The 12,966-nt window shown below is 59.7% G+C and carries 12 protein-coding genes; 6 read left to right on the forward strand and 6 right to left on the reverse strand.

Annotated elements, in window-relative coordinates; translation table 11 throughout:
- Positions 1 to 260: 260 nt before the first annotated feature.
- The 3 genes from J9870_RS21420 to J9870_RS21430 all read right to left on the reverse strand — a co-directional run bounded on the left by J9870_RS21420 (position 261) and on the right by J9870_RS21430 (position 3,398).
- Positions 261 to 1,919, reverse strand: a complete 1,659-nt coding sequence (locus J9870_RS21420) for a cation acetate symporter (protein ID WP_210639892.1) — start codon at positions 1,917 to 1,919, stop codon at positions 261 to 263.
- Positions 1,916 to 2,227 carry a DUF485 domain-containing protein gene (locus J9870_RS21425; RefSeq protein ID WP_003204445.1) on the reverse strand — a complete coding sequence of 104 codons (312 nt, stop codon included), beginning with the start codon at positions 2,225 to 2,227 and terminating at the stop codon, positions 1,916 to 1,918. Before J9870_RS21425 ends, J9870_RS21420 begins: the two co-directional genes overlap by 4 nt.
- Before the next feature lie 316 nt (positions 2,228 to 2,543).
- The gene (locus J9870_RS21430) at positions 2,544 to 3,398 is read right to left on the reverse strand and encodes a glycine betaine ABC transporter substrate-binding protein (RefSeq protein ID WP_210639893.1); all 855 of its coding nucleotides are present in this window, start codon (positions 3,396 to 3,398) and stop codon (positions 2,544 to 2,546) included.
- A gap of 425 nt (positions 3,399 to 3,823) precedes the next feature.
- Between J9870_RS21430 and J9870_RS21435 the strand changes: the two genes are divergently transcribed.
- Both J9870_RS21435 and J9870_RS21440 read left to right on the forward strand, forming a co-directional pair.
- Entirely contained in the window at positions 3,824 to 5,122 is a 1,299-nt protein-coding gene (locus J9870_RS21435; RefSeq protein WP_210639894.1) for a serine/threonine protein kinase, read from the forward strand.
- A complete protein-coding gene (locus tag J9870_RS21440) occupies positions 5,115 to 5,903 on the forward strand; it encodes a VacJ family lipoprotein (protein WP_210639895.1) in 789 nt (262 codons plus the stop codon). Before J9870_RS21435 ends, J9870_RS21440 begins: the two co-directional genes overlap by 8 nt.
- Positions 5,904 to 6,034: 131 nt before the next feature.
- On the opposite strand, the gene J9870_RS21445 is transcribed toward J9870_RS21440, so the two are convergent.
- Positions 6,035 to 6,949 carry a DUF808 domain-containing protein gene (locus J9870_RS21445; RefSeq protein ID WP_210639896.1) on the reverse strand — a complete coding sequence of 305 codons (915 nt, stop codon included), beginning with the start codon at positions 6,947 to 6,949 and terminating at the stop codon, positions 6,035 to 6,037.
- Between the two features lie 132 nt (positions 6,950 to 7,081).
- Between J9870_RS21445 and J9870_RS21450 the strand changes: the two genes are divergently transcribed.
- The gene (locus tag J9870_RS21450; RefSeq protein ID WP_210639897.1) at positions 7,082 to 7,690 is read left to right on the forward strand and encodes a TetR/AcrR family transcriptional regulator; all 609 of its coding nucleotides are present in this window, start codon (positions 7,082 to 7,084) and stop codon (positions 7,688 to 7,690) included.
- Between the two features lie 61 nt (positions 7,691 to 7,751).
- On the opposite strand, the gene J9870_RS21455 is transcribed toward J9870_RS21450, so the two are convergent.
- Entirely contained in the window at positions 7,752 to 8,210 is a 459-nt protein-coding gene (locus tag J9870_RS21455) for a transposase (RefSeq protein WP_210639898.1), read from the reverse strand.
- Positions 8,211 to 8,423: 213 nt separating this feature from the next.
- Positions 8,424 to 8,861, reverse strand: a complete 438-nt coding sequence (locus tag J9870_RS21460; protein WP_210639899.1) for a heme-binding protein — start codon at positions 8,859 to 8,861, stop codon at positions 8,424 to 8,426.
- Between the two features lie 265 nt (positions 8,862 to 9,126).
- On the opposite strand from J9870_RS21460, the gene gcl reads away from it, so the two are divergent.
- From gcl to J9870_RS21475, 3 genes are all read left to right on the forward strand, one after another.
- Positions 9,127 to 10,902: a glyoxylate carboligase gene (gene gcl / locus J9870_RS21465; RefSeq protein ID WP_210639900.1), complete on the forward strand. Its 1,776-nt coding sequence runs from the start codon at positions 9,127 to 9,129 to the stop codon at positions 10,900 to 10,902.
- Positions 10,903 to 11,037: 135 nt separating this feature from the next.
- Positions 11,038 to 11,820, forward strand: a complete 783-nt coding sequence (gene hyi / locus J9870_RS21470; RefSeq protein WP_210639901.1) for a hydroxypyruvate isomerase — start codon at positions 11,038 to 11,040, stop codon at positions 11,818 to 11,820.
- A gap of 157 nt (positions 11,821 to 11,977) precedes the next feature.
- Positions 11,978 to 12,868 (forward strand): 2-hydroxy-3-oxopropionate reductase, encoded by an 891-nt coding sequence (locus tag J9870_RS21475; protein ID WP_210639902.1) that lies wholly within the window; start codon positions 11,978 to 11,980, stop codon positions 12,866 to 12,868.
- The last annotated feature ends 98 nt before the right edge of the window (positions 12,869 to 12,966 follow it).

Raw genomic sequence — 12,966 nt, forward strand, 5'->3', positions numbered from 1 at the left:
ATATAAGAGCAGGGGCTGTTTTGTTTGTGCCTCTTTTCATCTGATCCAGAAGCGGCATTGACAGGCCCGACGCCATCGCGAGCAAGCTCGCTCCCCCACAGTTGACCTGTTTTGAACACAGACCCCGCGTTCACTGCAGATCCCCTGTGGGAGCGAGCTTGCTCGCGATGGCGGCAGCCCTGCCCCCCCCCTTAAACCCGGCACAAAAAAAATACCCCAGCCTCTCGACCGGGGTATTTCTTCAAGCACTTACCGCAACATCAATGGTTAACCGCCCCACTCGCCCCCAGGCCAGTCTGCGAACGCACGAACTGCGGGAAGAACAGCGCCCGCTCGTTTGCGCCTTCAGCCGACTTGTCGGTGATGGAGAAGAACCAGATGCCGACGAAGGCAATCGCCATCGAGAACAGCGCAGGGTATTCATACGGGAAGATCGCCTTCTCGTGACCCATGATCTGCACCCAGATGGTCGGACCCAGCACCATCAGGCCCACGGCACTGACCAGGCCCAGCCAGCCGCCAATCATGGCGCCACGGGTGGTCAGCTTCTTCCAGTACATCGAAAGCAGCAGTACCGGGAAGTTGCAGCTCGCCGCGATGGAGAACGCCAGGCCCACCATGAACGCGATGTTCTGCTTCTCGAACAGGATTCCCAGGGCGATCGCCAGCACCGCCAGGGCGATGGTGGTGATTTTCGACACGCGAATCTCGTCCTTCTCGTTGGCCTTGCCTTTCTTGATCACGCTGGCATACAGGTCATGGGACACCGCCGAGGCACCGGCCAGGGTCAGGCCTGCTACCACCGCCAGGATGGTGGCGAACGCTACGGCCGAGATGAAGCCCAGGAAGATACTGCCGCCCACGGCGTTGGCCAGGTGCACCGCCGCCATGTTGTTGCCACCGAGCAAGGCACCTGCCGCGTCCTTGAAGGCCGGGTTGGTGCTGACCAACAGGATCGCGCCGAAGCCGATGATAAAGGTCAGGATGTAGAAGTAGCCGATGAAACCAGTGGCATACAGCACGCTCTTGCGCGCTTCCTTGGCATCACTCACGGTGAAGAAACGCATCAGGATGTGTGGCAGGCCAGCAGTACCGAACATCAACGCCAAGCCCAGGGAGAAGGCCGAGATCGGATCCTTCACCAAGCCGCCAGGGCTCATGATCGCCTCGCCTTTAGGGTGCACCTTGACCGCTTCGGCAAACAGCATGTTGAAGTCGAAGTTGACGTGCTTCATGACCATCAGGGCCATGAACGAAGCACCCGACAGCAACAGCACCGCCTTGATGATCTGTACCCAAGTGGTCGCCAGCATGCCACCGAACAGCACGTAGAGGCACATCAGGATACCCACCAGGATCACCGCGACGTGATAGTCCAGGCCGAACAGCAGCTGGATCAGCTTGCCGGCACCGACCATTTGCGCGATCAGGTAGAACGCCACCACGACCAGCGAGCCACAGGCCGACAGACTGCGGATCTGGGTTTGCCCCAGGCGATAGGACGCCACGTCGGCAAAGGTGTATTTACCCAGGTTCCGCAGGCGCTCGGCGATCAGGAACAGAATGATCGGCCAGCCCACCAGGAAGCCGATCGAGTAGATCAGACCGTCGTAGCCGGAGGCGAACACCAGGGCGGAAATCCCCAGGAAGGACGCCGCCGACATGTAGTCCCCGGCAATGGCCAGGCCATTCTGGAAACCGGTGATCCGCCCGCCCGCCGCATAGTAGTCGGCCGCCGACTTGTTACGCTTGGACGCCCAGTAAGTGATGCACAGGGTCGCGCCGACGAAGGCCACGAACATGACGATGGCCGAGACGTTGAGGGGTTGTTTCTGCACGGCACCGGTCAGGGCTTCAGCCGCCCAGGCGCCCGGAGCGAACGCTGCGATGCTCAATAGAGCCAGTAGACGCCGGATCATTGCTGAGCCTCCTTGAGAATCGCATTGTTCAGGTCGTCGAACTCGCCGTTGGCGCGTCGCACGTAAATAGCGGTCAGGACGAAGGCCGAGACAATCAGGCCGACACCGATGGGAATGCCCCAGGTGATGGTGGACTCAGGCGTGATCTTGGCCCCGAGAATGTGTGGCCCGTAGGCGATCAGAAGAATGAAGCCGGAATACAGCCCTAGCATGATCGCCGAGAGAATCCAGGCGAACTTTTCCCTTTTTCTCACCAGCTCCTTGAAGCGCGGGCTGTTTTGAATCGAGAGGTAAATGCTGTCGTTCATTGTTTTTATCCTCGCAGCACAGATTTAATTGGAACGACCCTACTCTATGCGGCTGCAGGCCAGGTTCCAGACGACCTTAGTATTAGAACGACATGACGGTTTTGCCAGTTTTCCGCACATTTATCATTTAATTCCCCTGTGGGAGCGGGCTTGCTCGCGAATGCGATCTGCCTGTGAATCAATTGCTGGCTGATACACCGCCTTCGCGAGCAAGCCCGCTCCCACAGGGGATTTGCATGCACTTGGGAATTGCAGGCACAAAAAAACCGCATGACGCAACGTCATGCGGTTTTTCGAGAAAGTTAAACCAGACCGATTACTTGCCGGTCCACTCCTTCACGCGGTCCGGGTGCTTGGCGACCCAATCCTTGGCAGCGGCTTCAGGCTTGGCGCCCTCTTGGATCGCCAGCATGACTTCGCCGATTTCGTCTTTCGAAGCCCATTGGAATTTCTTCAGGAACGCGACCACTTCCGGCGCTTTGGCCTCCAGGCCCTTGCTGCCGATGCTGTTCACGGTTTCAGCCGCGCCGTAGACACCTTTCGGGTCTTCCAGGAAGCGCAGTTTCCACTTGGCGAACATCCAATGCGGCACCCAACCGGTGACGGCGATGGATTCGTTTTTCTTCTCGGCACGGGTCAGCTCGGCAATCATGCCGGCGCCGGAACTGGCCTTGAGTTGATACCCGGTCAGGTCGTAATCCTTGATGGCCTGCTCGGTCTTGAGCATAACGCCTGAACCGGCGTCGATACCCACGATGCGTTTCTTGAAGGAGTCGTCGGTCTTCAGGTCTTCGAGCGACTTGGCCTTGACGTACTCAGGCACGATCAAGCCGATTTTCGCATCCTTGAAGTTGGGGCCGTAATCGACCACCTGATCCTTGTTCTTGGCCCAGTAGTCACCGTGGGTGACTGGCAACCAGGCCGAGAGCATCGCGTCGAGCTTACCGGTGGCCACGCCTTGCCACATGATCCCGGTCGCGACGGCCTGCAGCTTCACGTCATAGCCGAGTTTCTGCTGGATGACTTCGGCTGCCACGTGAGTGGTCGCAACGCTGTCGGACCAGCCGTCAACGTAACCGATGCTCAGGGTTTTGGTTTCGGCGCTGGCCACGGTGGAGCTGATCGCCAGTACCAGTGCGGCACCTGCGCCCAAGAGTCGTCGCATCTTCATCGTTACTTCCCCGAAAGTGCTGCGCCCGACGGATGCCGGGCGGCGTCAACGTATTGTTATGGTGCACAGCGCCCCCATCACGCTCGCCTGCAAACCGGTTCGAACGCCAGTGGAGTACTGACCCGTCGATCATCAACCTGCGCTGATCTGGAACCTGCTCTGTCTGCGACGTTGAGGCAACGAGAAACGACATCAGAAAGCCAGCAGGCGATTTAAGGTGTTGCCATCGCAAATCCCGCCCGAACCTTGCATGCCTGAAACAGGCAACCACTAGATATCTAGCCGCGACCATGCGCGAACGTGTATCGTCCCGCTACTATCGCGCCCCGTCCGCGCCTGTTTTGTATACGTCATGGCACTTGGCTCTGCTTCGGTGGTCATAGCCTGCGAACCTCATTCGGCACCTTCCTCTTAGGGATTTCGTCATGCTCCGTTCCTTGCGCTTCGCTGCCCTCATCGGCGGCCTTATCCTGAGTGCGTCCGCGCTGGCGGCAGATATTGACGCCGCCAGCTATGGCTACCCGTTGACCAACCCGTTCGAGGCGACTATCGCCACCACGCCGCCGGACCTGCGCCCGGAGCTGCCGCTGATCGAGGACATCAACCAGGCCGACCACAGCCTGACTCTGCGCCCGGAACGTGAGTTCATCTTGCCGGACAACTTCTGGCCGGTGAAAAGCCTCACCTACCGCATGGCTACCCAGGACAAACCCGCGCCGCTGATTTTCCTGATCGCCGGCACCGGTGCGCGCTTTGACAGTAGCATCAATGAATACCTCAAGCGGCTCTACTACAAGGCCGGCTACCACGTGGTGCAGCTGTCATCGCCCACCAGCTTCGACTTCATGAGTGCCGCTTCGCGCTTCGCCACGCCGGGCATTTCCAAGGAAGATGCCGAAGACATGTACCGGGTGATGCAGGCCGTGCGGGCGCAGAACCCGAAACTGCCGGTGACCGAGTATTACCTCACTGGCTACAGCCTCGGCGCCCTGGACGCAGCCTTCGTCGCGCACCTGGATGAAACCCGGCGCAGTTTCAACTTCAAGAAAGTGCTGTTGCTCAACCCACCGGTGAACCTCTACACCTCGATCACCAACCTGGACAAACTGGTCCAGACCGAGGTCAAGGGCATCAACAACACCACTACCTTCTATGAGCTGGTGCTGAACAAGCTGACGCGCTACTTCCAGCAAAAAGGCTACATCGACCTCAACGATGCCCTGCTCTACGACTTCCAGCAGTCCAAGCAACACCTGAGCAACGAGCAGATGGCAATGGTGATCGGCACCTCGTTCCGTTTCTCGGCAGCCGACATCGCGTTCACCTCGGACCTGATCAACCGTCGCGGCCTGATCATCCCCCCGAAATTCCCGATCACCGAAAGCACCAGCCTGACACCGTTTCTCAAGCGCGCGCTGCAATGCGACTTCGACTGCTACCTGACCGAGCAGGTGATCCCGATGTGGCGTGCGCGCACTGACGGCGGCAGCCTGTTGCAACTGGTCGACCAGGTCAGCCTGTATGCGCTGAAGGATTACCTGCAGGCCAGCCCGAAGATTGCCGTCATGCACAACGCCGACGACGTCATTCTCGGCCCGGGTGACCTGGGCTTCCTGCGCAAGACCTTTGGCGACCGCCTGACGGTTTATCCATTGGGCGGCCACTGCGGCAACCTTAACTACCGCGTCAACAGCGACGCCATGCTGGAGTTCTTCCGTGGCTAAATATCTCCTGCTTATCGCCGCGTTAATGAGTGCCGGCCTGGTCCAGGCTGATAACAGCAAGGCCAATGCACCGGTGGTGGTGGACTCCGATGGTTTCAAGGAACCGTTGAGCAAACTCAAGTTCAACCCGGGCCTGGACCAGCGCGAATTCGAGCGCTCGACCCTCAACGCCCTGAACGTCTATGACCCGCTGGAATCCTGGAACCGCCGGGTCTACCACTTCAACTACCGCTTCGACCAATGGGTGTTCCTGCCCGTCGTTGATGGCTACCAATACATCACCCCAAGCTTCGTGCGCACCGGAGTGAGCAACTTCTTCAATAACCTTGGGGATGTGCCGAACCTGATGAACAGCCTGCTGCAATTCAAGGGCAAGCGTTCGATGGAAACCACGGCGCGACTGCTGCTCAACACCACCATTGGCATTGCCGGCCTGTGGGACCCGGCCACCGCCATGGGCCTGCCGCGCCAGAGCGAAGACTTCGGCCAGACCCTGGGTTTCTACGGCGTACCCGGCGGCGCGTACTTCGTACTGCCGATCTTCGGCCCTTCGAACCTGCGCGACACCTCAGGCTTGCTGGTGGACTACACGGCCGAATCGGCGATCAACTACCTGAACGTTTCCGAAGTCAGCGGCAACCACCCGGAACTGTTGTTCCTGCGCGCCGTGGACAAGCGCTACCAGACCAGCTTCCGCTATGGCCAACTGAACTCGCCGTTCGAGTACGAGAAGGTGCGCTACGTGTACACCGAGTCGCGTAAGTTGCAGATAGCCGAGTAACACCCGATACACCTGAAACCAATGTGGGAGCGAGCTTGCTCGCGATAGCGGCCTGTCAGTCAACGCAGATGTTGAATGTCAGCCCCTCATCGCGAGCAAGCTCGCTCCCACAGTTGTTATGTGTTGCCGTCTCAGCCTTTCAGCGCCTTCCAGATTTTGCCGACCGCCAGCACACCCACCAACACCGCTGCCCCCGCGACAATCCCCGCCACCGCGTTGAGCAACATCGGCACGATAAACCCGGCACCGCCGGCACTGGCCGCCACAGCCTCGATCCAGTGATGCACCACCGGTACGCCATGGGTCAGGATGCCGCCGCCCACCAGGAACATCGCCGCCGTGCCGATCACCGACAGGCTTTTCATCATGTAGGGTGCGGCACGCAGGATAGCGCCGCCAATGCTTTTGGCGGCCTGACCTGGCTTCTGCGTCAGCCACAGCCCCAGGTCATCGAGCTTGACGATCCCGGCCACCAGGCCATAGACACCAATGGTCATGACGATGGCAATACCCGACAAAACGATGACTTGCTGGGTCAGTGCTGCATCGGCGACGGTGCCGAGGGTAATGGCGATGATTTCCGCTGACAGAATGAAGTCGGTGCGCACCGCACCTTTGATCTTGTCCTTTTCAAACGCCACCAGATCGACCGCCGGATCAGCCACGGCCTCGACCAGTTGTGCATGTTCGGCCTCGTCTTCGGCCGGGCTGTGGAGGAACTTGTGGGCCAGTTTTTCGAACCCTTCGAAACACAGGTAGGCGCCACCTACCATCAACAGTGGCGTCACCAGCCAGGGCACGAAGGCGCTGATCGCCAGTGCCGATGGCACCAGGATCAACTTGTTGATAAACGAACCCTTGGCCACCGCCCAGACCACTGGCAGCTCCCGCTCGGCACGCACACCAGAGACTTGCTGGGCATTGAGCGCCAGGTCATCGCCGAGCACGCCGGCGGTTTTCTTGGCGGCCATTTTGGTCATCAACGCTACATCGTCGAGCACAGTGGCGATATCGTCGATCAGCACCAGCAAACTGCTTCCGGCCATGGAGGGGCTCCTTGAATAATAATGCCGCGCAGCATACCGCGAGCGGCGGTGCCATGGGGGCATTCTTGAGCGCTGCGCGAGGCCGGTGCTACCATGCGCCACCGCCAGAACAGGCAAGGAACCCCTGGGTTTATGAGCACAATCCGCGAGCGCAACAAAGCATTGATCCTGCGTACCGCCAGCGAGGAATTTGCCGACAAGGGCTTCGCCGCGACCAAGACCAGCGACATCGCGGCCAAGGCCGGCCTGCCCAAACCCAACGTCTATTACTACTTCAAGTCCAAGGAAAACCTCTACCGCGAGGTCCTGGAAAGTATCATCGAGCCGATCCTCCAGGCTTCGACGCCGTTCAATGCCGACGGCGTGCCGGGTGAGGTGCTGAGCCACTACATCCGCTCCAAGATCCGCATCTCCCGCGACCTGCCCTTCGCCTCGAAAGTCTTCGCCAGTGAAATCATGCACGGTGCCCCACACCTGAGCCCCGACCTGGTGGAGCAACTCAACGGCCAGGCCCGGCACAACATCGACTGCATCCAGACCTGGATCGACCGCGGCCAGATCGCCCCCATCGACCCCAACCACCTGATGTTCAGCATCTGGGCCGCGACCCAGACCTACGCCGACTTCGATTGGCAGATCTCGGCGGTGACCGGCAAGGAGAAGCTCGATGAAGCGGATTATGAAGCGGCGGCGCAGACGATTATCCGGTTGGTGTTGAAGGGGTGTGAGGTGGATCGCTAGTTTGAGACCGCGTCGTCTTCAATCGCGAGCAGGCTCGCGATGAAGGCAACTCGGTTACGGATCAAACCCAAATGGCATCCCACAGTGGATAGTCGCCAAATCGTTTGACCAGACCAGCCCGCAGCGGATTTGCCACGACATACCGAGCCAGGACTACCAGATCTTCTTCCCGGCGCAGGGCTCGATCATGGTATCCCTGCTGCCATAAGCTACCGCTGCGGCCTGAGGATAGATTCACTGCCCGAGTGCTTAAGGATTTGGTCTTTTGCATCAACTCATTCAGCGAACTCTGCTGAAGTTCTATCAACCGATGGAAATGATCAGGCATGACCACCCACGCCAACGATTTGGCCCACTCCTTTTCCTGGGCATGCCGAAACTGATCAACAACCAATCTACCCAGGGCGAACTCCTGAAAAACAGGTCTTCGGTCGATTGTGTTGGTGGTCAGCAAATAGATTCGATTCAACTCACCGTAGCGGCCAATGCGCAAACGATGTGAAGCGGGTAAATCAGGCATTCCGTTGCCTCCTTGATAGTCAGGTCATGAAAGGCTAGATCACTGAATGCTTGATCGAAGGAGGACTTTTTAGCTGTATGTGTCTGGTCTATCGCCATCGCGAGCAAGCTCGCTCCCACAAGGGGTTCCGGTTTGTTCGCGAAATCCGGGTACACTGCAGAACCCTGTGGGAGCGAGCTTGCTCGCGATGGCGGTTGATCAATCACCACAAATTCAAGCTCCCCCCACATCCGCCCTCAACTGCACCGCCTCCACCGCCCTGACTGCCACCTGCTCATCCACATCCGAAACATCCCCACTGACACCAATCGCCCCCAACACCCTCCCATCCTGATCCCTGATCAACACCCCACCCGGTGCCGGTACAACGCTGCCCTGCCCCAGCCCATTCAAAGCCGCAAAGAACGCCGGGCGTTGCTGGGCGTCCTGGGCCAGCAGGCGTGAGCCTTTGCCCAAGGCGATGGCGCCCCAGGCCTTGCCGATGGCGATCTGTGGGCGAAGCAGGCTAGCGCCGTCTTCGCGCTGCAAGGCAATCAGGTGTCCGCCGCTGTCCAGGACCGCGACGGTCAATGGGGCCGCGCTGATTTCACGGCCTGCGGCGAGGGCTTGTCCTGCCAGGTTGACGGCGACTTTCAAGGTTAGAGCACTCATGGGGCTGTCCTTCTTTTGTGATGAGAGAGGCCTTGCGGGTGTCACTTCTCAGAAAACTGAGCACACAAATAGAGCACATAAAACTACAATTTTGTATACAATAAATTCGCACTTAGTCAATAATCGACGAAATACCACAGAATTCCCAGCCTCTGACGAATGAAACAGCCGCTTGAGAAAATGGATTGACCTGTGCCGTTAGCCATGAATACACTCTGTGAAAAGCCACTTGTATACAATTACAAAACGTAAGAGGCACAAAACCATGAGCAAAATGAGAGCAATCGAAGCCGCCGTCCTGGTGATGCGCCGTGAAGGCGTGGACACCGCCTTCGGCATCCCGGGTGCAGCGATCAACCCGCTGTACTCTGCCCTGCAAAAGGTGGGCGGCATCGATCACGTCCTCGCTCGCCACGTTGAAGGCGCCTCGCACATGGCCGAGGGCTACACCCGCACCAAAGCCGGCAACATCGGTGTGTGCATCGGCACCTCGGGCCCGGCCGGCACCGATATGGTGACCGGGCTCTACAGCGCCTCGGCCGATTCGATCCCGATCCTGTGCATCACCGGGCAAGCGCCCCGCGCTCGTATGCACAAGGAAGATTTCCAGGCTGTGGACATCACCAGCATCGTCAAGCCGGTGACCAAGTGGGCGACCACCGTGCTGGAGCCGGGCCAGGTGCCGTACGCATTCCAGAAAGCCTTCTATGAAATGCGCTCCGGCCGGCCGGGCCCGGTGCTGATCGACCTGCCGTTCGATGTGCAGATGGCCGAGATCGAATTCGACATCGACGCCTACCAACCACTGCCCCTGGCCAAACCCGCGGCCAACCGCGTGCAGATAGAGAAAGCCCTGGCGATGCTTAATCAGGCTGAGCGGCCATTGCTGGTGGCCGGCGGCGGCATCATCAATGCCGATGCCAGCGAGCTGCTGGTGGAGTTCGCCGAGCTGACCGGCATCCCAGTCATCCCGACATTGATGGGCTGGGGCACCATCCCCGACGATCACCCACTGATGGTCGGCATGGTCGGCCTGCAAACCTCCCATCGCTACGGCAACGCCACGTTGCTCAAGTCGGACCTGGTGCTGGGTATCGGCAACCGCTGGGCCAACCGTCATACCGGCTCGGTGGAGGTCTACACCGAAGGCCGCAGGTTCATTCACGTGGACATCGAGCCAACCCAGATCGGTCGCGTGTTCACGCCCGACCTGGGCATCGTTTCCGATGCTGCTTCGGCCCTGGCGGTGTTCATCGACGTGGCCCGTGAGTGGCAAGCCGCCGGTAAGTTGAAGAACCGCAGCGCCTGGCTGCAGGACTGCCAGCAACGCAAGGCCAGCCTGCAGCGCAAGACCCACTTCGACAACGTGCCGGTCAAGCCACAGCGGGTGTACGAAGAAATGAACCAGGTGTTCGGCAAGGACACCTGCTACGTCAGCACCATCGGCCTATCGCAGATCGCCGGGGCGCAGTTCCTCCATGTGTACAAGCCGCGCCACTGGATCAACTGCGGCCAGGCCGGACCGTTGGGCTGGACCATTCCGGCCGCGCTGGGGGTGGTCAAGGCCGATCCGAGCCGCCAGGTCGTGGCGTTGTCGGGTGACTATGATTTCCAGTTCATGATTGAAGAGCTGGCGGTGGGTGCGCAGTTCAAGCTGCCGTACATCCACGTCGTGGTGAACAACTCCTACCTGGGGCTGATTCGCCAGGCCCAGCGCGGGTTCGACATGGACTACTGCGTGCAGCTGTCCTTCGACAACCTCAACGCCCCGGAACTCAACGGCTATGGCGTGGACCACATTGCCGTGGCCGAAGGCCTGGGCTGCAAGGCGCTGCGGGTGTTCGAGCCGTCTGGCATCCAACCGGCGCTGCGCAAGGCCCAGGCGATGATCGAGGAATTCAAGGTGCCGGTGATTGTCGAGATCATCCTGGAGCGGGTCACCAATATCTCCATGGGCACCGAGATCAACGCCGTCAACGAGTTCGAAGACCTGGCGCTGGTGGGCAACGATGCACCGACCGCGATTTCGTTGCTCGATTGAATGCCGACGCACTCCTGTGGAGCGAGCTTGCTCGCGATGACGGCGCTACATTCAACATGGATGCAAGCAGACACACCGCTATCGCGAGCAAGCTCGCTCCCACAGGGGCCTGCCAACTATTTACAGGAGACCACCATGCCACGCTTTGCAGCCAACCTGTCCATGCTGTTCACCGAGCTGGATTTCCTCGCCCGTTTTGAAGCCGCCGCCAAGGCCGGTTTCACAGGTGTCGAATACCTGTTCCCTTACGACTACAGCTCTGCCGAACTCAAGGCGTTGCTCGACGCCAATGGCCTGACCCAGGTGCTGTTCAACCTTCCGGCCGGCGACTGGGCCAAGGGCGAACGTGGTATCGCCTGCCTACCGGACCGGGTCGAGGAGTTCCGCGCTGGTGTCGACCTGGCGATCGCCTACGCCAAAGTACTGGGCAACACCCAGGTCAACTGCCTGGCCGGGATTCGTCCGCAGAACTGCGATGCGGCCCTGGTGGAGAAAACCTTCGTCGCCAACCTGAAGTACGCCGCCGAAAAGCTGCAGGCCAAAGGCATCAAGCTGGTGATGGAAGCCATCAACACCCGCGACATCCCCGGCTTCTACCTGAACAACACCGCCCAGGCCCTGTCGATCCGCGAGCAAGTGGGCAGCGCCAACCTGTTCCTGCAGTACGACATCTACCACATGCAGATCATGGAAGGTGACCTGGCCCGGACTCTGTCGACGCACCTGAACGAGATCAACCACGTGCAACTGGCAGATAACCCAGGCCGCAACGAGCCAGGCACAGGCGAAATCAACTATCGCTTCCTGTTCGAACACCTGGACCGCATCGGCTACCAGGGTTGGGTCGGCTGCGAGTACAAGCCGCTGACCAGCACCGAAGCGGGATTGGGCTGGTTGAAAACCCATAACGCGATCTGACCCGATTTCCCCCTGTGGGAGCGAGCTTGCTCGCGATAACGGCGGTCCAGCCAACCTCTTTGTTGAAGGTAAAACCGTCATCGCGAGCAAGCTCGCTCCCACAGAAAAGCAGTTCCCCATTTGCTTGAAACAGCGATAAAAACAAGAGGATTTTCCCATGGCTAAAATCGGATTCATCGGCACCGGCATCATGGGCCACCCCATGGCCCTGAACCTGCAAAAGGCCGGGCACAGCGTGTTCCTGTCCCAGCACCACGACGCGGCTCCGGCCGATCTGCTGGCCGGCGGCGCAGTGGCGTTGGCCAACCCGAAGGAAGTGGCCCAGGAAGCCGAGTTCATCATCGTCATGGTCCCGGACACTCCGCAGGTCGACGATGTGTTGTTCCGTGCCGACGGCGTCGCGGCTGGTGTGGGGGCTGGCAAAGTGGTGATCGACATGAGTTCGATCTCCCCCACCGCCACCAAGGCGTTCGCGGCGAAGATCAATGCAAAAGGCGCGCAGTACCTCGACGCCCCGGTGTCCGGCGGTGAAGTCGGCGCCAAGGCCGCGACCCTGAGCATCATGGTCGGTGGCGACAGCGCCGCTTTCGAGCGCGCCCTGCCGCTGTTCCAGGCCATGGGCAAGAACATCACCCTGGTGGGCGGTAACGGCGACGGCCAGACCGCCAAAGTGGCGAATCAGATCATCGTCGCCCTGAACATCCAGGCCGTGGCCGAAGCCTTGTTGTTCGCCGCGAAAAACGGTGCCGACCCGGCCAAGGTCCGCGAAGCACTGATGGGCGGCTTCGCTTCGTCGAAGATCCTGGAAGTGCATGGTGAGCGCATGATCAAGGGCACCTTCGATCCGGGCTTTCGCATCAGCCTGCACCAGAAAGACCTGAACCTGGCCCTGCAAGGCGCCAAGGAACTGAACATCAACCTGCCCAACACCGCCAGCGCCCAGCAAGTGTTCAGCACCTGCGCGGCCATTGGTGGCAGCAATTGGGACCACTCGGCGTTGATCAAGGGCTTGGAGCATATGGCCAATTTTTCCATCCGCGACAAATAAGCCCTGCACTACCCCCTGTGGGAGCGAGCTTGCTCGCGATAGCGGTTTTACATTCAACAACGATGTTGACTGGGCCACCGCTATCGCGAGCAAGCTCG

It is taken from the genome of Pseudomonas sp. Tri1, from assembly GCF_017968885.1.
GTDB lineage: Bacteria > Pseudomonadota > Gammaproteobacteria > Pseudomonadales > Pseudomonadaceae > Aquipseudomonas.

Coding starts and splice junctions, on each gene's coding strand:
- J9870_RS21420 (WP_210639892.1), bottom strand. CDS start 1,919: ATGATCCGGCGTCTACTGGCTCTATTGAGCATCGCAGCGTTCGCTCCG.
- J9870_RS21430 (WP_210639893.1), bottom strand. CDS start 3,398: ATGAAGATGCGACGACTCTTGGGCGCAGGTGCCGCACTGGTACTGGCG.
- J9870_RS21435 (WP_210639894.1), top strand. CDS start 3,824: ATGCTCCGTTCCTTGCGCTTCGCTGCCCTCATCGGCGGCCTTATCCTG.
- J9870_RS21460 (WP_210639899.1), bottom strand. CDS start 8,861: ATGAGTGCTCTAACCTTGAAAGTCGCCGTCAACCTGGCAGGACAAGCC.
- gcl (WP_210639900.1), top strand. CDS start 9,127: ATGAGCAAAATGAGAGCAATCGAAGCCGCCGTCCTGGTGATGCGCCGT.
- J9870_RS21455 (WP_210639898.1), bottom strand. CDS start 8,210: ATGCCTGATTTACCCGCTTCACATCGTTTGCGCATTGGCCGCTACGGT.
- J9870_RS21425 (WP_003204445.1), bottom strand. CDS start 2,227: ATGAACGACAGCATTTACCTCTCGATTCAAAACAGCCCGCGCTTCAAG.
- J9870_RS21450 (WP_210639897.1), top strand. CDS start 7,082: ATGAGCACAATCCGCGAGCGCAACAAAGCATTGATCCTGCGTACCGCC.
- J9870_RS21475 (WP_210639902.1), top strand. CDS start 11,978: ATGGCTAAAATCGGATTCATCGGCACCGGCATCATGGGCCACCCCATG.
- hyi (WP_210639901.1), top strand. CDS start 11,038: ATGCCACGCTTTGCAGCCAACCTGTCCATGCTGTTCACCGAGCTGGAT.
- J9870_RS21445 (WP_210639896.1), bottom strand. CDS start 6,949: ATGGCCGGAAGCAGTTTGCTGGTGCTGATCGACGATATCGCCACTGTG.